The sequence below is a fragment of the Pedobacter jaeyakensis genome (genome assembly GCF_054461315.1).
The window spans coordinates 3288703-3309508 of sequence record NZ_CM136921.1 but is presented as its reverse complement, the minus strand read 5'-3'; the positions used below and the strand labels follow the sequence as shown (position 1 = coordinate 3309508).

Here is a 20806-nt window from a genome sequence, read left to right as displayed (position 1 = left end):
TTGGAAATTATTTTACCAGCCGAGCATCAATATGGAGTCGTTCAACGGATACTACTTTTACCAAATCATGATAACCTGGAAACAGTGGATTAAGCAGGATGTTGTGTTCTGCGGTATTTACTGCAGATTTTACTTTTATTCCCAAATATTGTGATTTGTTCATTAGTGCATCTCCAATATTTTTATTCTCCAAATTCCCTATTTCCTGCCAATCTGGTGGATATGCAGACTTAGGCAATTGATATATCAACTTATTATTGTCTGCAATCTCAATCGTCATGATGTAAAGATGCGGTGGGGTATTTTCGGCCTCAAAATGAACTAAGTTTTCAAGGTAGGCAAGTGAGCTGTTTTCGCTGGTATATAGCATATAAGTCCCAGGGTTGTTCCAGCGACCTCCCTCTTTAAAAGCACCGTTTCCAGATAAATCTGATGTTCGTTTCTTGCTTTTTGCAATACGGTAAACAAACACTAGGAATAAATCCCTTCCTCAATTCTTCCAAGTACTTGATTTACTAATGCGAGACCGGTAGGCATATTAAAAAGTTGCAAGGGTTTCATTTGATTTAATGCCCTGTTAGATGTGTTCAGCCATTTTTGTACACGTTCTTCCGTTTCAAAAACTTCGTAAGCATGTTCAACAACTTTTGCTACTTCAATGACATGACTGGAGGTGTATTTGTCTAGCAGATCATCGTCTTTTTTGCGTTCCAAAGTTTTTACTGACAAATGCAAAATATCTTCTGCAAAGCTTTTTTTTGTCATACCCATGTGACCGATCAGCGCTTCCAGAGAAGCTTTTTTTATTCCTTTATTGCTAAGGGTTATCAGGTCAAAGGCAGAACGTATTTTTTCCTGAACCAAATCAGTACCTCCGAGGAGATAGACCAGGCTGGCAATTGGGCTTAATTTTTTATTTAAAACAGTCATGTCCGACATTTTTACCAAATATAAGGATCATTTGTCGTATTAGCAAAAAAGATAAACATACCATACATTAGACGCTGTCCTCATACCGATTCAATATCGCCTTTGTACCATCTTAGTAAATGCTAGTTATATGCCAGGCGTTATTTCAATAGTATATCAACTTCTTCATTAAATTCTTTCACAAATTTAGTGTAGTAAGCCCCGGTAGCGGGACCGGTGAAACCTGTATATATTTTTGCCACGTTCCCGTTTTTATCGATAAATAAGATAGTTGGGAAAGACACAAAAGTATTTAGAGCTGGAAATGTTTCAGCTACAGAATTTTTAGCGACATCCCCGCCGATCACTTCATCATATGCTACTCCGTAACGTTTCTTGTAATTGCCAATTGCATTTTTAAGATAGGTGGGATCCAGCTTGCGCTCAAAATGTACAGCAATTGCTTCGACACCTCTGGTTTTGTTCTTTTGGTACCAGGGTGCCAGGAATTTCGTTTCGTCCATGCAATTTGGGCACCAGGTACCGGTGATGGTTACAATTACGACTTTATTTTTGTATTTGGGATCATTTAGTGATACCTTCTTGCCTTCAAGATTAGGTAAAGAAAAATCGAATGTGTGGTATCCTTCTTTTAAATACGTAAGCTTATATGGATCCGGCAGTGCAGCTGCATCATTTTTTAATGCTGTAAAAGATTGACTGCCCGCCGTACCCCTGAGCGCCCCGGTTTTATCAAAGCTACCCGTATAGTAAGCAATACCACTTCCTATAAATGACGACAAATAAAAATTATTCCCTTGCACCACACCCTCAAGATAACGGGAGTCGCCAGTCGTGCTCATAAATGTTGCGTAAAGTTTGCTCCCTTTTTGTTTGAAAAGACCAATTTGCCGATCTTCAGTTCCAGTTTTTGCTTTGACAACCACGTCATATTTTCCAGATATATCTGCGGCTGGGCTGATGCCATTATCAACAAAGCGATAGCTTTGTCCAAAAAATGCCTCAACTGGAGTGGGTTTCCCGCTTCCGTCTTTTTTTCTTAAGAAACCTGATAATCGTCTATCACCTATTTTCAATGCCAATTCGTTATCAAACTGATCAAATGGAATAAATAGTGAATCAGCTTTTTGTACCAATTTGCCTACTTCGAATTTTTCTTCTCCATTAAGTAGGAATAAGGTAGAACTGGCGGCAGTTTTACCCTTCAGTTCAAAATTAAATGGGATGTCAACACCCGATGTATTATGGAATATGCCACGCCAGACTCCCTCGGGTGCAAACGTTTGGGCATATAATTGAGCTGGGAGGAGGAGTGATAAAAGGATTATTGAGAAGTTTAAACGATTAAAAATGTAGTTGCTTTTCATATTAGAAGGATTAGTTTTTTAACTCAATCTCTTTGCACTGCAAAGTTAAATTAAATCTACTAAACTAGTATGCATTAATGTTCCCTAAAGATATTTGTTCAGTCTTAATGGTATAATAATTGCATTTAAGTGATAATCTCCCTAATCAACGCTCATGGCGAAAGAAATTAAAGCAATCAAATGTCCGCAATGCGGAAGTACAGCAAAAACAGAAATTAAGCCAGATATATACCGCTGCAGTAACTGTCAAACGGAGTACTATCTTGACAATGATGATGTTACTGTCAATTACAATCATAATTACAATTACAAAAGTGACGCCGTCGTGGCGCCAATTACACCGCAGAAACTTAAGGTTATTGTCGTACTGTTCGCAGTTGTTTTCGTGATGGTATTTGTGTTCATTTTGTGGAATGTTGTGTTTAGAAAAGACGCTGTAACCAGTAGATACAATGTGACGGAAACGAAGAAGCCTGAACAAGCATTTGATTTCATCGTGACCAGAACTTACTTAGTGGCACAGCCCACACTGGATAAACCTATAGCACTGAAGGTGGAAAACAGAAGGTATGATGCAGAAAAAGACAAGAGTAAAGAAGGGTATTATTTGGGCTTTTATGATGTGGTTTCCAACAAGAGATTTGCAGAGCAAAGTCTTATAGAGACTGATTATTCTGGGTTTCAACTGAATACGAAGCAGTTTTCAGATGGAAACACTTATCTAATTATTGATAACGAAATTTATCTTGCTGAGCTTACTAAGGGCAAGGTAACCGCTGTAAGTAAAACTTTTTTTGCCGGTTATAAAGAACTGCAGGTAGGTGTGGCAACCGCAGCCTTTGTATATGAAGACTACGGTGATGGCATCATTATCATGACCAATGATGGTAAGAAATTTTATTTATACCCACTGGTTAAGAAATTATATACGGAAGATGAATTCTATGAAGCACAATCCGGATTTAATACCTTACTTCCTGGAGCCAAAGAAAAGACGATTTATATATTTACCGGGAAAAGCAATGATTACCCTCAGGAGAAGCAACAGCTGCTGAAAGTGCTATACAAAGACAATGGGGCTGGCCCAAAAGACTTGCTGGACAATGTTTCCTGGGGGAAGGATTATGGCGGGTCGGGCATTTTTACAGAGCGTGATCCATATACAAAAGTTTTGATTGGTCGGTATTTAAAGCAAAGGAGTAGAGTGCTGGAATGGAAAGACATAACCCCCGGACGGTATTACTTTTCGCCTGAAATACTTTATGGAAATGGACCAAATCTGATCATTCAGTTCAAGGCGGATGCAAACCCAAAAAGCGGTTATAGAATACAACAAGTAAATACGCAAACAGGTGAACCTGTTTGGACGAAATCGCTAGGTAATGAAATTTTGAGGGAACTCATTCCATATAAATCTGGTTATGTATCACTTACCCGTTCCGATAGTTTAGTAATGATGGATTTTAAAGGTAATATTCGCCCACAATGACACGTGTTATAGTAAGTCTTTTGATTGTTATCATGGGCTTGACGCTGTTCTTAGTTGTTATTTATAAACACCTACATAGAAGCGATCAAACCGTAACTGCTGTCGCTGATACCATATCGGTTAAAGATAAAAAAGAGGAATATTCTAGTAATCATCTCAGTACTCATTATGTGATACAGCCTGTTACCCAAAAGCCGATAATTATAAATATGGAATCCAGAATCTATTATAACGAAAAAAATGGACCCAGCACGGCGACCAATTTTTTAGTTATTTATGATCCGTTTGAAAAGAAGTTGCTTAAAGAAATAAAACTCGATCCAACTAAAAGTCTTATTCAAAGAAGTGACCTGCGCACTTTTTCAAATAATCGTACTTATTTAATTATTTCTCCAGAAATTTACGAATTTGATGCAGAAGGCTTGGAGTTACAACTGGTAAATAAACAGCTCTTTTCAGGTATCGCTAAAGCTCAGGATGGGCTTTCTTCAGTTCAATTTACTGAGGATGGCGATGGGCTTAGGTTAGTAACCAACGAAGATGAGGTCATCTACTATTTTCCCCTGATTAATAAAACCTATACTGCTGATGCATATGAACGCGCATCGACAGGTTTTTCTTCTCTTTTACCAGGGGCTAAGGAATTGACTTATCACCATTTCACTCAAAGTAAAAATGAGTACTCCAATTACAAACTTCAATTGCTGAAAATAAAATATATGGATAATGGTGGTGGTCCTAAAACGTTCCAAAGCTTTTTTATCTGGACAAAAAGTTACGTCATGGGTGAAGGTTACCGGGTATGTCTGGTTATTCCTGACTTAAAAGAAGTAAGACGAATCGTTAGTTACAAGGATTTAACTCCGGGAAGAAAATACTATGAGCCAAGAGTCGTTTACGAGGACCAGGCTACCTTGATTATAAGCATGCGTGTCAATGCTAGTAATTCGGCTCCTTACAAGCTGCAGCGGTTAGATAGGAAAACCGGAGAAGTGATTTGGACGACGCCATTGAAGCATGGTGATGAAGTGAGAAAATTATATCGCTATAAGAATGGTTATTATGGATTTATTGGTCAGGATCTTGACTTGTTTGACCTAGATGGCACTGCTATAAACAGTTTTAAAAATTAATAATATATGGGACTAGGAGATTTTTTTAGAAAGCAATTAAAAACCGTTATTGAGTGGGAAGATCAGCAACCGGAGGTGTTGCTGTATAAATTTCCAGTACCTACATCGGAGATCAAGGATGATAGTAAGCTAACTGTTTCACCGGGTCAAGGTTGTATTTTAGTATACGAGGGTAAGGTTACTGGAATATTGAGTGAAGAGGGGATATATGGCATTGAAACAGATAATATTCCGTTCCTAACTACGCTTTCGAAATACATGCAATCTTTTGAGAGCGAACACAAAGCACATATCTATTTTTATAGAAAAGCAGCAATTGTAAACCAGGCCTGGGGTACAGCTTCGCCCGTAAAATATATGGATGCAACCTATAATTTACCTGTAGAATTGGGAATGTATGGCAATTACACTATGTGCATTGCTGATCCATTATCGTTTTTTAGAGATGTCGTTGGTTCTCGTGATGTATATACGGTTGGAGATTCAAAAGACCTGCTGATGTCACGCTTACCGCAGGCGCTCACTTCTCTCTTAGCGCAGTTAAAGTTGTCGTACATTGAAATAGATGCCCAGCTGGATGCTATTTCTTCCAGCCTAAGAGAGAAATTGAATGCTGAATTTATGATCTTAGGATTGGAATTGAAGGACTTTAAAATACAAGGAACGAATTTTGACAAGCAAACACAGGAGCGGATTGGGAAGATAGCAGACATTACTGCAGAAAGCCGTGCTGCGGCTGAAGGCGGGTTGAGCTATTTGGAATTAGAAAAGCTTAGGGCGCTGAGAGATGCTGCCCGCAATGAGGGTGGATTAGCGGGGGCTGGTTTACAACTGGGGTTCGGAATGGAAATGGCTAGGGAATTGGAAAACAAAAAAGACGAACTGGTTTCCTTTAGCACATCAACAGATCCTATTGTTTATCTGCAAAAATTAAAACTCCTTCTGGATGAAAAGATATTGACACAGGAAGAGTTTGACAATAAGAAAAAGGAAGTACTGGGAAGAATGTAAGCTATTGCATCTGGCTAAATTTTAGCGTTTTGCACGTTTGTGAAACATGCCGTCGGAAATCTTACAAAGGTTTCTGAACTGCCTTGTAGCATTCATCTGGGTGATTTTTAATTCGGAAAGCAACATTTCCTTCGCAAGCTTTTGATAAAGTTGTTTTGTGTCGCTGTCGGCCTCAGCCATACCAGGTACGTTATGCACTGCAATGGCGAGTGCGTAGTCCACCAAATGGGGCAATTTTTCGGATATTAGCTTTGTTTTCATAGATAATTCAATGTGTCCAAAATCCGTGCCTTTTTAGCTTATTAGCTAAGATTTTACAATTATTATAAAAACAGGCTGCCTTTCGAGCAGCCTGCATGGAAAAATTGACTTATCAAATTATATAATCCCCTATATGTTTCGATAATAAAAAATTAACAAGGAACTCTCCTAATTGTTTTTGGCGAGGATTTTAGAAATGTCTGTGCGGTAGGCTTGTAAGGCAGGAATCAGTGAAGCAATGATGCCAATGATCATTCCAGATGCGATCAGCCAGCATTCACTGTTTAGAAAAATAATCCCGGTTAGCCGCGCCTGAGTACTTTCTTGAAATGCACCAATCGTTTCCATTACAAGATGGCCTAGAAAGAGACCAATGATCGTTCCAATTACGGTTAATAAGACACCTTCGATGATGACTATTCTGAAAAGTTTAAATTTTGATGCACCAAGTATTCTCATGATGGCCAAATCATAGCTTCTTTCTTTTAGCGAGTTGTAGAGATTTACGAATACACTTATGGTGGCAATGATCATTATAAGAATAGCAAACCACTGCAGTGTGTCTATGCCCACTCCAATTAGTGAAAAAAGTCTTGTGCTTTCTTGAGCAGGTGCTGCGGCTTGCATATTGGTAGAGCCGTTGACCAGTCTTGGAAACATGACAACAGACATAGGGGAGCGGTATTGGATTAATAGGGAGGTAAGTTCTTTTTCATCAGCATCTCCATGGTCATCACCGTGCATTTTCCATACACTTGCCACATTTGTAAGAATTAGGTTGTCCGTAACGTTATCTTGAGAAGTGAGTATTCCGGTAACGACATATTGATGGTCTCTATGTACATCCGTACTCCCAGATAAACCATGGGCGCCGTAAAACTTATCACCAACTTTAAGATTTTGGATTTTTGCGACATTACTACCTATAGTTGTCTGGAAATCTTGATTCCAAAATTTTCCAGACCCAACGGTCAGTTTGTAAACGCTAACGAAGTTACTATCTGTCCCTACAATGCGAGTTCCGTTATAGTTGTCGCCAAGGGCTAGTGGGACTGCTCTTTTAACAAAGGGACTATGTGCCAGTTCCATTGCTTCTTTCAACGGAATGTTACCGGTCGGGAAATCGATATAATAAATACTACTTAAAATGAGTTGGAGTGGACTTCCTTTAGCTCCTACAACTAAATCTATATCCTTCGAGTTGTTCTCTAATTTGTTGCTGATCTGCGTAGAGGCCAGCAACAAAATAGTTAGTATGGCGGTTCCAAAACTTATAAGGAGGATATTTAATGCGGACGAAAGGGGTTTAGACCAAACACTTTTCCAGCTAATCTTGAATGGACTCATAACAATTCGTAAGTATTTGAAAATGCATCCTTTACTCTTTTATCGTGCGTAGCGATAATTAGCGTTGCTTTGTTTGATTCAGATTGTTCAAGTAAAAGGTTCAACACTGCCCTTGCATTGTTGTCATCTAAGCTAGAGGTTGGCTCATCGGCGATTAATAGTGACGGCTTATTGATAACAGCCCTCGCGATGGACACACGTTGTAACTGGCCCTGACTTAACTCTTTAGGGTATGAGTCGGATTTGCCTCCAAGTCCGAGCGATTTCAGAACTGTGATTGCACGTGTGGTATCTCGATTAAGTCCTGCGAAGCTTTGCGCCATTAACAGGTTATCGAGTATAGTCAGGCTTTTGATGAGGTGCGGGCGTTGAAAAACGATGCCAATATGACGCCCTCTGAATTGATCCAAATGTTTAGGCGACAAGGTATGAATAGCAGTTCCAGCTATGTTTACTTCGCCTTGCGTAGGTTTTAAAATACCAGTTAAAATATGTAGAAGCGTTGTTTTTCCGCTACCTGATGCACCAAGAAGCAACCATTTAGAGCCTTCTTCAATTTGCCAATCAGCAAAATTGAGCTTATGGCTACCTGAGTAATGGTGGCTGAGAGATTTTAATGAAACCATAACAGATTTAATATTTACTTTCTGTGGTTTTCAAGCTTAAGCTCATTCAATTCCTGTTTGATCTGTCTATTTTCCAGGAAATAATAAATTGCAAAAGCAAGGAAGATTTTTCCCAGTACAAATACAGCTGCCAAAACCCATCTCCATGATTTATGAATGCGCATATGACTGGATGCGCCTTCAACTTCTATAAAATTATTTTGAGAAGGTGAAGAATAGCTTTTCTCCTTTGTTCTAGCATGTACCTGAATGGTAGGGTTTGACGCATTGTTCCGTTTAATTAAGTCATTAACAATATGATCTTCAATTTTTAGCCAGGCAGTAGGAGGAGGGGTGATAGCCATTTGCTGAGCAAGATTTTCCATTTCCATTTCCAGTTTGTGGAGTTCATTTTGTATTTCGGGATATTTAAATTTTAGCCGCTCCAATTCCCTGGCTTCGTCTTTGGTGGCACTTCCTAAAAGATAGGTCTCCAAGATGCCACTCTCTATATATTCCCTGATTTCCACTGGTATCGATTAAATTGCTAAGTTTTAAAATTTTGCTCCCAGTCGATCTCCCTTAAGACGGAATTACCAGGTTTTCCTGGCGAATTCCGGGAAACGATGATGTCGTTCTTAATAGGGGAAAACGATAGGACTAAGATAGCAATTGTAATTTTAAAATAGATATTTAGTTTTAGCAAGTTGCAAATTGAAAATCATCTCCCTCATATTCAGCATATACTGTCTTTATTACAATAATATGTCTTGTAAAACTTGGTGCAACAAAGCATTTTGCTAATATTTGTAGTATAATGGCAACTAGGCTAACAATTACCGTACTGGCAATAAACGAACCGCAACCAGGTGTTGCCTTACCTCTGAAAAAGGTTATGGATGATAGGCTGAATCGCTTAGCTCGGGAAATGGCTGCGGTTCTCAAAGACCGCTTGGAGTATGAGCAAGACTGTGAAGATCTGGTCGTTTGGCTAAGTTACAGTTCAAGCTATGCAGTACGCTGGAAAATTGTGAATGATGTTCCTTCGATAATTGAAGAAGTAGTATATAAATTATGTGCTGAATCAGGATATATTCTTTGGAAGGGGAGTATTCTAAATCTTAAATCTAAACTTTAAGCACTTAAAACAGCTTCTTCATTTCAATCAGTCCAAACCTAACCCTGCTTTTTACTGTTCCAAGTGGGAGACTTAAGGCTTCTGCCACTTCCGTATGGGTATAGCCTTCAAAATATACCATATTTAAAACAACTCTATGTAAAGGATTAAGCATTCTCATTAAGCCGCGAATACCAATAGTATCAGTATTGTAAGAACTCGCTCGGAGTACATCCACCTCATCATATGTCTCCCCAATATCTACATTCTTATTGTTATTGATATGACTTTTGCGTCTTAGCTGATCCAATGCGACATTCCGAGCCACGGTAGACAACCAGGTAAATAAACGCCCCTTAGCGTCCTTGTACTGATGGAACGAGTTCCAGATTTTCACGAAAGTCTCCTGTAACAAATCTTCTGTTAGCTCTTCATTTGACACGATTCGGTTAATTACACCCTTTAATGCCGGAGCATAAAGTTTATATAATTTAGAAAGTGCTTTTTGGTCTCTAATCCGTAATTGTTCAATAAGCTCTTTTTCCACATCAGAAGGAACATTTCCTGGTGAAGAAATGATCGATCTTTTGCTATTTGGTTGTGAGCTCATTATAATTCGGTTAGATTAAATACATGGCAAATCTTAGGCCTTAAATAGTTATTATTCCGGTTAAGAGTAAACCCCTTGTTTCTCCACATTGTTTTATAAATCGTTTACGTAGAAGCAGTTAAAAAGGTTGCTATTCTGCTGAACTAATACGCTAATTTTATTAGCAATATTTTGTTTGGATTTTAAAATTTACTTTAATTTTGTTAAAGAAATTAATCTTTTTTAAGAAAATGGAGCCTAAAATTGCGCGTTTTATTGGAGAAACGGCCTGGCACAAGGATTGGAAGCTGGCATTTCCAAAAGATTTTCGGGAGGTCTGCACCACCAATTCTCTCACTGGGGAATTGCATAGAGCAGATGTTTATACCCATTGCGGGACCACCATAGAATTTCAAAATTCGCCAATTACTGCTGCTGAGCTTTTGAGTAGAGAAGCTTATTATTCCAACTTAATTTGGGTACTTAATGGTAAAAAGTTTGGGGGCTTCCGTATCCTTAAGCATCTGCCTGATGTAGATGATCCAAACCTGGCTGATTATGAGTTTAGGCACACTGATCACCTCTCGATGATCAGGAAAATAGAAGTGATGGCTGGTATCATAAAGCCGCAAGTATTGAATTTTCATCATCCAGAAATAAGGCATGTAGCATTTTCGAGTTCGTATTATTCATTTTGCTGGAAAAAGCCCCATAGGGTATGGCTAAAATCAAAAGCTCCGATTTTTGTAGATCTGGGCGGGCATTTTCTTTATCAGATTAAATTACGCAGACAGCTGTCTGGTGATTATCCATACTTGCACATGATATCTAAAAAATCATTTATACAACAGTTTTTGCCTGCTTAAACTTAATTTTGGTTACATTTAGCCAGTAATATCTATCGTATTTATTAACATAAAATTAAACTAAACACATGAAAACATCAATTAAATTTCTTTCTTTTTTGTTATTCGGGGCAGCTACCATTACTGCATGCAACAGTGAGAAGAAGGTGGATGCATCAGTAGCGGATTCTAGTACTGTAAAAGTTGTAGATTCCTCTATTGTTGTACCGGAAGCCGCCAAAGAAACTGTACTAACGCTGGAGGCAAACGATCAGATGAAGTACAATTTATCTGAGCTTAAAGCAGTTGCAGGACAACCTATTAAATTGACCTTAAAGCATACCGGTAAATTTCCAATAACAGCGATGGGGCATAATGTTGTGGTTTTAAAACCGGGTACCGATGTTGATGCTTTTGCATCAAAGGCACTTCAGGCAAAGGATACTCAATACATTCCTAAATCAGAAGAAGGCTCAATCATTGCACACACTAAATTAGTAGGTGGAGGAGAGGAAGATACCATTACTTTTACCATTACTGAAAAGGGAACTTATACTTATATCTGTTCTTTCCCTGGTCATTACACGATGATGAAGGGTATTCTTGTAGTTGAGTAACCTTATCAATTCGAATTTTTGAGAACAGCCTTCTTTTAGAGGGCTGTTTTTGGTTTTTTGATATATTAATTCGGTCTTATTTTCTTTATAAAACTATTGGAATGCAGGTGAAATATACTGTATATTAGTTTGTTAAATCGCTCTATTCAAAACACATCGTGAACCTAAGAGAATATATTGAAAGTGGCATTCTGGAACTCTATGCGCTCAACTTGTTAACTGAACAAGAGAAGCGAGAGGTAGACGAGATGCTGGCTGTCCATATGGAGCTTGGTGAGGAACTTGAGCTTATCTATATGGCCCTTGAAGCCTATGCGTCTTCGCAGGTAAAAACTCCCGGGAAAGGTGTGAAAAGTAGAATTATGGGGGCACTCCATAACCTGCAGAAAGAAAAGAACATGAGATTAACCGATCTTCCCTTGATTGATAAATTTTCTGATTATACCAATTGGCTGTCGGTAATTAGTAAATATAGCGATATGGAGCCAGATGATAGCGGTAGTGCAATCAAGGTTCTGCGTAAAGACCACCGTGTGACGCAACTGCTAGTGATTACATCAAAAGATATTTTGGAAGAAACTCATGATGATGAATACGAAAGTTTATTATTGTTGGAAGGAGAGTGTATTTGCGCTATCGAGGGAGAGGCACGTATCATGATTCCCGGAGATTTTATGGAAATCCCTCTAAATTCTGTTCATCACTTTAACCTAGTCACTCCTAAAGTGATGGCAATTGTACAGTATGTGAAAAGCTAATGCCCGCCATAAAATAATCTATAAAATTTTATGCCTGCGGATATACTGGAAATGGCTTGAATATTGTAATCTTGTCCTCGATTTTATTGATAAGATATGACTGCTGAATTTGAATGTCTTTGTTTTCTGGATAATTCCTCACTTTGCATTTTGGAAATTAAACATCAAGAGAAATTTGTTTGGCTTCTTCTGAACAAATTAACGTTGACTGTTAAGCAAATGAATTTTGGGTCGATTGATCATCATGGCGACATTGTAGAAAGGTATTTTGATTTGGGTTATCTAAAATATGACCCCTCTAGCGGTGTGTTTATAGAAAAATACAATTCTGGACAGCATCCCCTCGAAAACAAGAATTGTAGTGAAGTGCCTGAAATCTATTTAAATTCTATTGCAGAATTTTTGAACAAACATTTTACTTTATATTAGCGTTGCAAACGATATCACCTTACAAATTCTAATTTTTTAGCTCAAGCTCGATATTTTAAATGAAAGTACTATTGGTAGAGGATGAGCCTGGTCTGGTGTCGGTAATAATTAGGGGACTAGCGGAATCTGGTATAGAGGTAAGCGCGGCTGTTGATGGGGTTACTGGTTTGCAAATGGCTGTTCAACATGAATTTGATTTGATCATTCTGGATCTAATGCTGCCTGGGTTAAGTGGTATTCAAATTTGTAAGGAGATTAGAAAGACAGATCAAATTATTCCAATATTGATGCTTACTGCATTATCGAGTACGGAAAACGTAGTAACAGGTTTAGATAGTGGTGCAGATGATTATCTTGCGAAACCCTTCAAATTTGCTGAACTGGAAGCTAGAATCAGAACTTTGATTAGGAGGAGTAAAGGTAATGCCATTCCAAAAAACTTAGTTGTAGTTGGTGCATTGGAGGTTGATTTAGTTTCAAAAACAGTTCGTTTAAATCAAAGGCCTGTCCAACTGACTGCTACAGAATACCGACTTTTAGCTTATTTCGTAAGCAATCAAAACCGGGTTTTGTCGCGAATTCAGATACTGGAACACGTTTGGGACATTGATTTTAATATGGGGACTAACGTGGTAGATGTTTACGTCAATTACCTTAGGAAAAAGATTGACCTTCCTGGTTTACCGAGACTCATCCATACCGTTTTTGGTATGGGATACCTATTTAAGGCAACTGGTAATGAAGATACAGACTAAGATTACCTTACTTTTCTTTATGATTGCAACTGTGGGATTGATCCTGCTTAATGCGTCTATATTTTATTTTATATCTGACTTTACTTTCGAAGATTTTTTTAAAAGGCTTGAGGCAAGGGTCAATTTGGCTGCCGAAATCCAAGTGCATCCTGACGAAAGATCAAAAGCGTATGAGGAAGTTAGGATTCAATATTTGGAAAAACTGGCAAACGAACGGGAATATGTAATTAAAGTTAATCAGGGAAACAGGTTTATCAAACCTCTGCAGCTTAATGATTCATTCTACAACGAAATTATTAATAAGGGTAAAGCCAGGTACAATGAAGATAACCAGTTTTATGCTGGATCTTTTTTTAAAGTTAAGCAAGGTAATTATATGGTAATAGTTAGTGCAGAAGATCCTTATGGTTTCAAGGAACTGGAGCAGTTAAAACGTTTCCTGTTGGTTATATTCTTAATTTCTATGCTGATGACCTATGTGACAGCAAAAATTTTTTCGTCTTATCTGATAAGACCTGTGCAGTCCATCATTAAAAGTGTTAAGAATATATCGGCCAATAATCTTCATTCACGTCTGGCTGAACTGGATAGTAAAGACGAGCTTGCTGAATTGGTGCTTACCTTTAACAACATGTTAACACGTTTAGAGACCGCCTTTGAAACGCAAAATAATTTTATTAGCAACGCCTCTCATGAATTAAGAACACCGTTAACGATTATAACGAGCGAGTCTGAATTACTGGCAAATAATAAGGGATTGAGCGTTGAAGCAGCAAGTTCTGTAAAAACAATTCTTTCAGAAGCAGAAAAGTTGATAAATATTCTGAGTAGCCTTCTTGGATTGGCTCAGAGTGGATTCGATGGGCAAAAGCAGAGTTGGGAAGTGATCAGAATAGATGAACTAGTTATCAATGTGGCAGATGCTGTAAAGAAAATCGAACCGGAGAGCATATTAGATATTAATTTTTCCTCAATGCCCGCAGATGAAAAGCTTTTATATACCAGCGGAAATATTAACCTTTTGCAGCTTGCCGTAAGCAACATTATTCTTAATGCCTGTAAATATTCCAATAATAGCGCCGTTACTATTAGCATAAGTGTTGAAAACGGCCGAATATTGATTTCAGTAAAAGATATTGGTATTGGAATACCTGCTGAAGAACAACAACATATATTTGAACCTTTTTTCAGAGCATCCAATACTGGAGATTTTAAGGGCTATGGAATTGGTTTGCCATTAACACTAAACATTATCCGGCTACACAAGGGCAGTATCGGAATCCGATCTGAGGAGAATTTAGGAACTGAGATTCAAATCATACTTCCAATAAATTCTAATTAAATTCTAATAAGTTCCTTATGCCATTCTAATACTCCAAAGGTAGTATTGCATTAGTCAATTGAATAATTAACTAATCACTATCACCATGAAAAACATTTTAATACCCACAGATTTTAAACCAGCCAGTCTAACTTGTATTCCGGCAGTTTGTGAACAACTTAAAAATGAAGAACTCAGCTTCTATTTTGTACACGTTTTTAAATTATCAGATTCTATTTCAGACTTGCTCATGCTGGCAAGAAGAAGCAGAGAATTTGAGATAGTAAGTGATGAATTTTACAATGGATGTACTGAAATCAAAAGGACATTTCCAAATGTAAAGATCAAGATTGATTTCTTATACGGTAGCACCCTAAGTATGTTCAGAAATTTCCTGGAAGAGTACGAGATCAATTCTGTACTTGAACAACCAAACTATGCTCCTGGGAAGATTAACAAATCAAGTCTTGATACAGCGCTTCTTATTGAGCGAAGTGGTTTACCCGTTATAAGGGTGCAGAAGTCAGTTTCGAAAGTTTTAGAAGGCTCAGAAAACAAAAAGATTAATGAACAAGAATTAGTAGCTGTTTAAACTTATAATTATGCTTTTACGAAATAATATACCTGTTTCCTATATTTTTGGAAAGATCTGGAAGGAAATCGCTTTTGTTACTACCTATGCAGTGCTCATAGCCATCATGTATAACAGTTTTCATTTTACCAGAATATCAATACCAATTGCAGTACCTACAATCTTGGGTACTGTCATATCTCTCTTACTCGCCTTTAAATCTAATCAGGCTTATGACCGATGGTGGGAAGCGCGAACATTATGGGGTGCAATAGTAAACGATTCAAGAACGTTAACGAGGCAACTTCTTACCTTCGTAACCACGCCCTATGAGGACGAAAATGCTTATAAATTATGCCAACGGATGGCAAAGCGACAAATTGCATGGTGTTACAGTCTGGGTAGACATTTACGCGGACAGGATCCTCTTTACGGCTTGGAACGCTTCTTGTCTTCTGAAGACCTGGTAACGATTAGCGCTTACACCAACGTACCGATGGCGATTTTAGAACTACAGGGAGAAGATATCAGGACTGCCTATAAACTTGGTTGGATCAATGAATATCAGCAAGTAGAGCTGGATAGGACTTTGACTCGGTTTTCCAACGAAATGGGGGGCTGCGAACGGATTAAGAATACCATTTTTCCTGCTACATATTCAATCTACATTCATCTCTCTCTTGTTCTGTTTATCCTGCTACTGCCATTTGGATTAATTGAGTTTTTTGGTATTGTCGAAGTTCCATTGGTAATTGCGATTGCATCTTCATTTCTGCTAATCGAGAAAATGGCCATTCACCTGCAGGACCCTTTTGAAAATAAGCCTACAGATACGCCGACGAGCACTATCGCCCAAACTATTGAGCGCGACATCAGGCAGATGTTGAAAGAAAATTTCAAACAAGAAGAAAAGCTTGGCGCTACTCAAAAGGCATCATCAGTATTTTATATCTTATAAAAATCCTTTTTTAACCAAATGTTGCGTGTGGGCAGTCTTTATCAGTAAAGACTGCCTTTTTTAAAACATCATTTCTGCATCTACAAATCAGGATTTGTTTTATCATAAAATATCTTATGTTTAAGGTTACCAAAAGAATACCTTAATAATATGAAATCAATTCTCCTTAAATCTGCAGTTAACTTAAGTTTCTTGTTTTTTGGTTTTGTCGGACTAGCGCAAACTGCTATTACACCAGCAACGGCCTTAAAACGCTATATAGATAATGGTGATAGAACCTATAAATGGTCAGTTAAGGATTCATTTACCGTAGAAGATGTGAGCATTTATACACTATTGTTGACTTCCCAAAAATGGAGAGAAAGTACCTGGACACACCAACTTACAATTCTGGTACCAAAGGGGTTTAAGTACGATGGGGCTTTATTGTTTATTACTGGTGGTAGCGTTGGAAAAGAAGGAGTACCAAATTGGACAGACCGTAATAATCGGGAAATATTTGGAATGGGATTGTTAGCAAGGCAGAATAAGGCTGTGGTTGCCGTTCTGAGACAGACGCCAAATCAACCTTTATATAGTGGTTTAACAGAAGATGCATTAATTTCTTACACGCTGCATAACTTTAAGAATGATGGAGATTATAGCTGGCCATTGTTGTTTCCGATGGTAAAATCTGCCACAAGCGCAATGTCTGCCGTTCAGGAATTTAGTAGACAAAAATTGAGTAAGACAATTAGAAGATTCGTAGTTTCTGGTGCATCGAAAAGAGGCTGGACAACTTGGTTAACCGGCGCGGTAGACAAGAGGGTAACAGCAATTGCGCCAATGGTGATAGATATGTTAAACATGCCAGTAAGCATGAAATACCAAATTAAGGTTTGGAAGGATTATAGTATTCAAATTGAAGATTATGTTAAACTCGGATTGGTTCAGGAAATGGGTACCGAGACTAGCAATGCGCTTACGACAATGATTGATCCATATTCTTATAAAAAGATGCTAACGATGCCTAAAATGATAATAATGGGTACCAACGATGAATACTGGCCAATAGATAATATTAAGAATTATTACGACAGCATACCTGGTCAAAATCTAATCAAATATATACCTAATGTTGGGCATAGTCTTGGTGATGGGACAGAGGCTTTAACAACGCTCAGCGCGTTTTTTGGTTATACATTGAAAAAAAGTCCCTATCCGGTTTGTAACTGGACATCAACAGTTAGCAGCAAAGGCGTTAAGCTCACAATACAGGCTACCGCAGATAAATTGGTTGATGTGGTTGTGTGGCATTCAGATTCTCCAGACATGGACTTCAGGAATGACAAATGGACATCAGAAAGTCTGGGCATTAGTCATCAGGCAAAAGTTGAAGCACTGGAAGGGTTCCCTGAATCTGGATACCGTGCATTTTATGTTAATCTGAAATATAAAGATGCCAATGGTGGCGAATACACCGAAAGCACCAGGGTTTTCATGACTGATAATAAGGTTTTATACTAGCTGTAAAGCTTTTGGCATTTCGGGCACACAAATGATGATCGCTTATTTTTGCCTTCGTTGATTTTATCAACTTCATGGCCAAGGGGACAAATCTTTTTAGAGTAAATTTTCCAATGCTTGCTTAACGTATTTTCTTTTTTCCATTTTAAAAAATCAAAACTGTACGTCCGAGTATCTTCAATCAAGCTTTTAAGTTTTCTAGGAGGAATTGAAGCAATTTCTGACAATGGATGAATTCCAGTTCTGTATAAGGCCTCATTCTTTATAATATTTCCAACACCAGAGAAAATCTCCTGATCCAGCAAGATATCACAAACTAAACTTTTTGGCTTCATACGGATTTTTTTCAGGGCGGCAACAGTATTCCATTTTTCCGACATGATGTCGGCACTCCAGTCGTATACCTTATTTAAATCTCCCTCGATTAGTTTAACGATGCATGTATAGAAATTCAATTCCACATCATCAAAAGTAAGTCGAAGCTTTAGCGGCGTACTTTTACGTTCATTAATTAGGTAAGTACCGAACATCATCAAATGAATTCGAATTGTGATACCATCACAACAAATTAGAAAGTGTTTTCCCCAGGTTTTAAATCTCAGAATCTTTTTGTGGATAATTTTATCCATTTCAATATCAGCATTACCGCTAGCAGATTCGATTGTATCTCCTTCTAAATGATGAGATTGAAGTTTTTCTTTCAAAATTAGTATTGATGGTCCTTCAGGCATACGGTAACAATTTTAGGAATAATAGGAAAACATCATAATCTTTAATATGTTTGTCTAGATATAATTCATATTATTTAGACAATAATGACCTATTCTATTTCAGATCTTGAGCAGTTAACTGGTGTAAGTTCGCATACCATCAGAATCTGGGAAAGAAGATATAATGCACTTGAACCAATGAGGTCCGCTGGGAACACCAGGTTGTATGGTGACGATCAGCTTCGAAAATTATTAAACATTGTAAGCCTGAGTCAGTCGGGTTTGAAAATATCTCAAGTGTGTGCTTTATCAGAAGGTGATATGAATTCTTTACTGCAACAAGAGATTGAACAGACGGCATCTAATGATGCGGACTATGAATATTATATTTCTCGGCTTTTGAGTTACGGTTTGAATTATGACGGTCAACAGTTTGAAGAATTGCTTAGTCATTGCATTATCAGGCATAATCTAAAAACTTCTTATTTGAATGTAATTTATCCAATGCTCGTTAGACTGGGCCTGATGTGGCGCAAGGACAATATTTGTCCTGCGCGTGAACATTTTTTATCAAGCTTGATCAGGCAGCGCCTTTATCGGTCAATCAGCGAAATTGACACGGTATCCAAACCGGAATCTACATGGCTGCTATTTCTTCCTGAAGATGAAGATCATGAAATAGGATTGTTATTTGCCAATTACTTGTTAAAGGCATCAGGTCAGAAAGTTATTTATCTTGGCGCGAAGGTTCCTTTGGAGTCTGCTTACGACGTAATTAGATGCAATCACATCGATCATGTATTGGTATTTATGGTAAGAAGTCGACCCTCAGCACAAGCGGAATCATATTTGGGTGAGCTGGGAAGGATTTTTGAAAAACAAAAAGTGCATGTAGCTGGAAATCTTAAAGCAATTGATGAGAATGCGCTTTTATCAAATGTAGACTGCTACACGGGAATATCCGATTTAGAAAACGAAATCAAAAGAATATCACATGGTAGCTAAATCTAATAAAAACGTAGCAGTTATAGGTGCGGGATTTGCCGGTCTGAGCAGTGCTTGTTACTTAGCTAAGCAGGGCTTTGTGGTGGATGTTTATGAAAAGAATACAGAAGTTGGAGGAAGAGCAAGACAACATATCACTGATAATGGCTATGTCTTTGATATGGGACCTAGCTGGTATTGGATGCCTGATGTTTTTGAAAAGTTTTTTAGCGATTTTGGTTATCAAGTCTCAGATTTTTATGAGTTGGAATTATTGGATCCAGGGTTCTCAGTCGTATTCGGAAGCGATGATGTACTGGATGTTCCAGCAGATTTTGAATCGCTCTGCAAACTGTTTGAATCCATTGAAGAAGGAAGTTCCGCACGATTGAAAGATTTTATGATGGAAGCTGAATTTAAATATCAGGTGGGGATCGAAAAATTGGTTTACAAGCCAGGATTGAGTCTAAAAGAGTTTCTGGATATGGATCTCGTAAAGGGTGTATTTAAATTACAGGTATTCACATCGTTCAGTAAGCATGTACGTAAGTTTTTTAAAAACCCTAAACTAATCGCGCTTATGGAATTCCCTGTTTTATTTCTCGGTGCTATGCCAAAAGATACGCCTGCATTATATAGTTTGATGAATTATGCAGGGTTAAAATTGGGAACATGGTATCCAAAAGGTGGCTTTGGTAAAGTTGTGGATGCTATGAAGTTAATAGCTGAGCAGCAAGGCGTAAATTTTTATACTGGCACTTCAGTTGAAGGGATTAAAGAAATTGACAATAAGCTAATAGAAGTAATCTCGACCAAGCATAAGAAAGTTTATAGCGGTTTGATTGCTGCTGCCGACTACCAACATGTAGAACAAAAGCTGTTAGATAAGCCGTTCCGCAACTATTCTCAGAAATACTGGGACTCCCGAGTCCTGGCGCCCTCCTGTTTAATTTTTTATTTGGGTGTTAAAACAAGAGTGAGCAGACTTAAGCACCACAGTTTATTTTTTGACGCTGACTTAGATCAGCATGCTTTAGAAATCTATGAATCGCCAAAATGGCCCTCTAACCCATTGTTCTATGTTTGCTGTCCTTCTAAAACAGAAGGTGGTATGGCACCTGAGGGACATGAAAACCTTTTTATCCTAATGCCGATTGCAACTGACCTTACTGATTCCGAAGCACTTCGACTTCAGTACTTTGATGTTATTATGGATAGATTGGAAGCCTTTACAGGAAATGACATACGAAAAGAAATCAACTATAACAGGAGCTATTGTGTTAAGGACTTCATAACCGATTACAATTCATTTAAAGGCAATGCATATGGCTTGGCCAATACGCTGATGCAAACTGCAAATCTTAAACCGTCGATAAAGAATAAAAAAATCCATGGGATGTTTTACGCAGGTCAGCTAACCGTTCCCGGTCCGGGAGTTCCTCCATCGATAATCTCCGGAAATGTTTCTGCATTACAAATGATAAACTATTTAAACGATTAATT

The 20806-nt window shown here is 38.0% G+C and carries 24 protein-coding genes; 15 read left to right on the top strand and 9 right to left on the bottom strand.

The features are described from left to right. Positions 1-7 precede the first annotated feature (7 nt). The 3 genes from ACXZ1K_RS14765 to ACXZ1K_RS14755 all read right to left on the bottom strand — a co-directional run bounded on the left by ACXZ1K_RS14765 (position 8) and on the right by ACXZ1K_RS14755 (position 2297). Entirely contained in the window at positions 8-472 is a 465-nt protein-coding gene (locus ACXZ1K_RS14765; protein WP_458970440.1) for an RES family NAD+ phosphorylase, read from the bottom strand. Continuing rightward, complete coding sequence (parS, locus tag ACXZ1K_RS14760) at positions 472-930, bottom strand: type II RES/Xre toxin-antitoxin system antitoxin (protein WP_458970439.1); 459 nt, start codon at positions 928-930, stop codon at positions 472-474. The genes ACXZ1K_RS14765 and parS overlap by 1 nt, the downstream gene beginning before the upstream one ends. A gap of 140 nt (positions 931-1070) precedes the next feature. Further along, positions 1071-2297, bottom strand: coding sequence for a peroxiredoxin family protein (locus ACXZ1K_RS14755; protein WP_458970438.1), 1227 nt, complete (start codon positions 2295-2297; stop codon positions 1071-1073). A 154-nt stretch (positions 2298-2451) separates the two neighbouring features. Between ACXZ1K_RS14755 and ACXZ1K_RS14750 the strand changes: the two genes are divergently transcribed. Genes ACXZ1K_RS14750 through ACXZ1K_RS14740 form a run of 3 tightly spaced genes read left to right on the top strand, consistent with a single transcriptional unit; the run spans position 2452 to position 5930 of the window. Beyond that, positions 2452-3786: a hypothetical protein gene (locus ACXZ1K_RS14750; RefSeq protein WP_458970437.1), complete on the top strand. Its 1335-nt coding sequence runs from the start codon at positions 2452-2454 to the stop codon at positions 3784-3786. Continuing rightward, on the top strand, positions 3783-4919 hold the full coding sequence (locus ACXZ1K_RS14745) for a hypothetical protein (RefSeq protein ID WP_458970436.1): 1137 nt from the start codon (positions 3783-3785) through the stop codon (positions 4917-4919). The genes ACXZ1K_RS14750 and ACXZ1K_RS14745 overlap by 4 nt, the downstream gene beginning before the upstream one ends. A 6-nt stretch (positions 4920-4925) precedes the next feature. Next, on the top strand, positions 4926-5930 hold the full coding sequence (locus ACXZ1K_RS14740) for an SPFH domain-containing protein (protein ID WP_458970435.1): 1005 nt from the start codon (positions 4926-4928) through the stop codon (positions 5928-5930). Between the two features lie 21 nt (positions 5931-5951). Here the strand turns inward: ACXZ1K_RS14740 and ACXZ1K_RS14735 are convergent, their stop codons facing one another. From ACXZ1K_RS14735 to ACXZ1K_RS14720, 4 genes are all read right to left on the bottom strand, one after another. Then, positions 5952-6191 carry a hypothetical protein gene (locus ACXZ1K_RS14735; RefSeq protein WP_458970434.1) on the bottom strand — a complete coding sequence of 80 codons (240 nt, stop codon included), beginning with the start codon at positions 6189-6191 and terminating at the stop codon, positions 5952-5954. Positions 6192-6359: 168 nt separating this feature from the next. Next, positions 6360-7538: an ABC transporter permease gene (locus ACXZ1K_RS14730; RefSeq protein WP_458970433.1), complete on the bottom strand. Its 1179-nt coding sequence runs from the start codon at positions 7536-7538 to the stop codon at positions 6360-6362. Next, positions 7535-8164, bottom strand: a complete 630-nt coding sequence (locus ACXZ1K_RS14725) for an ABC transporter ATP-binding protein (protein ID WP_458970432.1) — start codon at positions 8162-8164, stop codon at positions 7535-7537. Before ACXZ1K_RS14725 ends, ACXZ1K_RS14730 begins: the two co-directional genes overlap by 4 nt. Before the next feature lie 14 nt (positions 8165-8178). Continuing rightward, positions 8179-8673: a hypothetical protein gene (locus tag ACXZ1K_RS14720; RefSeq protein WP_458970431.1), complete on the bottom strand. Its 495-nt coding sequence runs from the start codon at positions 8671-8673 to the stop codon at positions 8179-8181. Positions 8674-8960: 287 nt separating this feature from the next. Here ACXZ1K_RS14720 and ACXZ1K_RS14715 point away from each other — a divergent pair, with 287 nt between their 5' ends. Further along, positions 8961-9281 carry a hypothetical protein gene (locus ACXZ1K_RS14715; protein ID WP_458970430.1) on the top strand — a complete coding sequence of 107 codons (321 nt, stop codon included), beginning with the start codon at positions 8961-8963 and terminating at the stop codon, positions 9279-9281. A 4-nt stretch (positions 9282-9285) separates the two neighbouring features. Here ACXZ1K_RS14715 and ACXZ1K_RS14710 read toward each other — a convergent pair whose 3' ends face one another. Continuing rightward, entirely contained in the window at positions 9286-9870 is a 585-nt protein-coding gene (locus ACXZ1K_RS14710; RefSeq protein ID WP_458970429.1) for an RNA polymerase sigma factor, read from the bottom strand. A 230-nt stretch (positions 9871-10100) separates the two neighbouring features. Between ACXZ1K_RS14710 and ACXZ1K_RS14705 the strand changes: the two genes are divergently transcribed. From ACXZ1K_RS14705 to ACXZ1K_RS14665, 9 genes are all read left to right on the top strand, one after another. After that, positions 10101-10715: a competence protein CoiA family protein gene (locus ACXZ1K_RS14705; protein ID WP_458970428.1), complete on the top strand. Its 615-nt coding sequence runs from the start codon at positions 10101-10103 to the stop codon at positions 10713-10715. A 68-nt stretch (positions 10716-10783) separates the two neighbouring features. Next, positions 10784-11311, top strand: coding sequence for an azurin (gene azu / locus ACXZ1K_RS14700; RefSeq protein ID WP_458970427.1), 528 nt, complete (start codon positions 10784-10786; stop codon positions 11309-11311). Positions 11312-11469: 158 nt separating this feature from the next. Then, complete coding sequence (locus tag ACXZ1K_RS14695; RefSeq protein WP_458970426.1) at positions 11470-12069, top strand: cupin domain-containing protein; 600 nt, start codon at positions 11470-11472, stop codon at positions 12067-12069. 96 nt (positions 12070-12165) lie between these two features. Further along, positions 12166-12498 (top strand): hypothetical protein, encoded by a 333-nt coding sequence (locus tag ACXZ1K_RS14690; RefSeq protein WP_458970425.1) that lies wholly within the window; start codon positions 12166-12168, stop codon positions 12496-12498. A 59-nt stretch (positions 12499-12557) separates the two neighbouring features. Further along, a complete protein-coding gene (locus tag ACXZ1K_RS14685) occupies positions 12558-13253 on the top strand; it encodes a response regulator transcription factor (RefSeq protein WP_458970424.1) in 696 nt (231 codons plus the stop codon). Then, complete coding sequence (locus ACXZ1K_RS14680; protein WP_458970423.1) at positions 13237-14595, top strand: HAMP domain-containing sensor histidine kinase; 1359 nt, start codon at positions 13237-13239, stop codon at positions 14593-14595. The genes ACXZ1K_RS14685 and ACXZ1K_RS14680 overlap by 17 nt, the downstream gene beginning before the upstream one ends. Positions 14596-14680: 85 nt before the next feature. After that, positions 14681-15166, top strand: a complete 486-nt coding sequence (locus ACXZ1K_RS14675; RefSeq protein ID WP_458970422.1) for a hypothetical protein — start codon at positions 14681-14683, stop codon at positions 15164-15166. Positions 15167-15176: 10 nt separating this feature from the next. Further along, the gene (locus ACXZ1K_RS14670; RefSeq protein ID WP_458970421.1) at positions 15177-16103 is read left to right on the top strand and encodes a bestrophin family protein; all 927 of its coding nucleotides are present in this window, start codon (positions 15177-15179) and stop codon (positions 16101-16103) included. A gap of 150 nt (positions 16104-16253) precedes the next feature. Then, a complete protein-coding gene (locus ACXZ1K_RS14665) occupies positions 16254-17609 on the top strand; it encodes a PhoPQ-activated pathogenicity-related family protein (protein ID WP_458970420.1) in 1356 nt (451 codons plus the stop codon). Here the strand turns inward: ACXZ1K_RS14665 and ACXZ1K_RS14660 are convergent. Beyond that, positions 17606-18340 carry a DNA-formamidopyrimidine glycosylase family protein gene (locus ACXZ1K_RS14660; protein ID WP_458970419.1) on the bottom strand — a complete coding sequence of 245 codons (735 nt, stop codon included), beginning with the start codon at positions 18338-18340 and terminating at the stop codon, positions 17606-17608. The genes ACXZ1K_RS14665 and ACXZ1K_RS14660 overlap by 4 nt on opposite strands. An 84-nt stretch (positions 18341-18424) precedes the next feature. Here ACXZ1K_RS14660 and ACXZ1K_RS14655 point away from each other — a divergent pair, with 84 nt between their 5' ends. Both ACXZ1K_RS14655 and ACXZ1K_RS14650 read left to right on the top strand, forming a co-directional pair. Next, on the top strand, positions 18425-19324 hold the full coding sequence (locus tag ACXZ1K_RS14655) for a MerR family transcriptional regulator (RefSeq protein WP_458970418.1): 900 nt from the start codon (positions 18425-18427) through the stop codon (positions 19322-19324). After that, complete coding sequence (locus tag ACXZ1K_RS14650; RefSeq protein ID WP_458970417.1) at positions 19314-20804, top strand: phytoene desaturase family protein; 1491 nt, start codon at positions 19314-19316, stop codon at positions 20802-20804. The genes ACXZ1K_RS14655 and ACXZ1K_RS14650 overlap by 11 nt, the downstream gene beginning before the upstream one ends. Positions 20805-20806 lie beyond the last annotated feature (2 nt).

What these genes read in the sequence shown, in the direction of transcription:
- parS (WP_458970439.1), bottom strand. Translation starts at nt 930, where the DNA reads ATGACTGTTTTAAATAAAAAATTAAGCCCAATTGCCAGCCTGGTCTAT.
- ACXZ1K_RS14755 (WP_458970438.1), bottom strand. Translation starts at nt 2,297, where the DNA reads ATGAAAAGCAACTACATTTTTAATCGTTTAAACTTCTCAATAATCCTT.
- ACXZ1K_RS14750 (WP_458970437.1), top strand. Translation starts at nt 2,452, where the DNA reads ATGGCGAAAGAAATTAAAGCAATCAAATGTCCGCAATGCGGAAGTACA.
- ACXZ1K_RS14745 (WP_458970436.1), top strand. Translation starts at nt 3,783, where the DNA reads ATGACACGTGTTATAGTAAGTCTTTTGATTGTTATCATGGGCTTGACG.
- ACXZ1K_RS14740 (WP_458970435.1), top strand. Translation starts at nt 4,926, where the DNA reads ATGGGACTAGGAGATTTTTTTAGAAAGCAATTAAAAACCGTTATTGAG.
- ACXZ1K_RS14735 (WP_458970434.1), bottom strand. Translation starts at nt 6,191, where the DNA reads ATGAAAACAAAGCTAATATCCGAAAAATTGCCCCATTTGGTGGACTAC.
- ACXZ1K_RS14730 (WP_458970433.1), bottom strand. Translation starts at nt 7,538, where the DNA reads ATGAGTCCATTCAAGATTAGCTGGAAAAGTGTTTGGTCTAAACCCCTT.
- ACXZ1K_RS14725 (WP_458970432.1), bottom strand. Translation starts at nt 8,164, where the DNA reads ATGGTTTCATTAAAATCTCTCAGCCACCATTACTCAGGTAGCCATAAG.
- ACXZ1K_RS14715 (WP_458970430.1), top strand. Translation starts at nt 8,961, where the DNA reads ATGGCAACTAGGCTAACAATTACCGTACTGGCAATAAACGAACCGCAA.
- ACXZ1K_RS14710 (WP_458970429.1), bottom strand. Translation starts at nt 9,870, where the DNA reads ATGAGCTCACAACCAAATAGCAAAAGATCGATCATTTCTTCACCAGGA.
- ACXZ1K_RS14705 (WP_458970428.1), top strand. Translation starts at nt 10,101, where the DNA reads ATGGAGCCTAAAATTGCGCGTTTTATTGGAGAAACGGCCTGGCACAAG.
- azu (WP_458970427.1), top strand. Translation starts at nt 10,784, where the DNA reads ATGAAAACATCAATTAAATTTCTTTCTTTTTTGTTATTCGGGGCAGCT.
- ACXZ1K_RS14690 (WP_458970425.1), top strand. Translation starts at nt 12,166, where the DNA reads ATGACTGCTGAATTTGAATGTCTTTGTTTTCTGGATAATTCCTCACTT.
- ACXZ1K_RS14685 (WP_458970424.1), top strand. Translation starts at nt 12,558, where the DNA reads ATGAAAGTACTATTGGTAGAGGATGAGCCTGGTCTGGTGTCGGTAATA.
- ACXZ1K_RS14680 (WP_458970423.1), top strand. Translation starts at nt 13,237, where the DNA reads ATGAAGATACAGACTAAGATTACCTTACTTTTCTTTATGATTGCAACT.
- ACXZ1K_RS14675 (WP_458970422.1), top strand. Translation starts at nt 14,681, where the DNA reads ATGAAAAACATTTTAATACCCACAGATTTTAAACCAGCCAGTCTAACT.
- ACXZ1K_RS14670 (WP_458970421.1), top strand. Translation starts at nt 15,177, where the DNA reads ATGCTTTTACGAAATAATATACCTGTTTCCTATATTTTTGGAAAGATC.
- ACXZ1K_RS14665 (WP_458970420.1), top strand. Translation starts at nt 16,254, where the DNA reads ATGAAATCAATTCTCCTTAAATCTGCAGTTAACTTAAGTTTCTTGTTT.
- ACXZ1K_RS14660 (WP_458970419.1), bottom strand. Translation starts at nt 18,340, where the DNA reads ATGCCTGAAGGACCATCAATACTAATTTTGAAAGAAAAACTTCAATCT.
- ACXZ1K_RS14655 (WP_458970418.1), top strand. Translation starts at nt 18,425, where the DNA reads ATGACCTATTCTATTTCAGATCTTGAGCAGTTAACTGGTGTAAGTTCG.
- ACXZ1K_RS14650 (WP_458970417.1), top strand. Translation starts at nt 19,314, where the DNA reads ATGGTAGCTAAATCTAATAAAAACGTAGCAGTTATAGGTGCGGGATTT.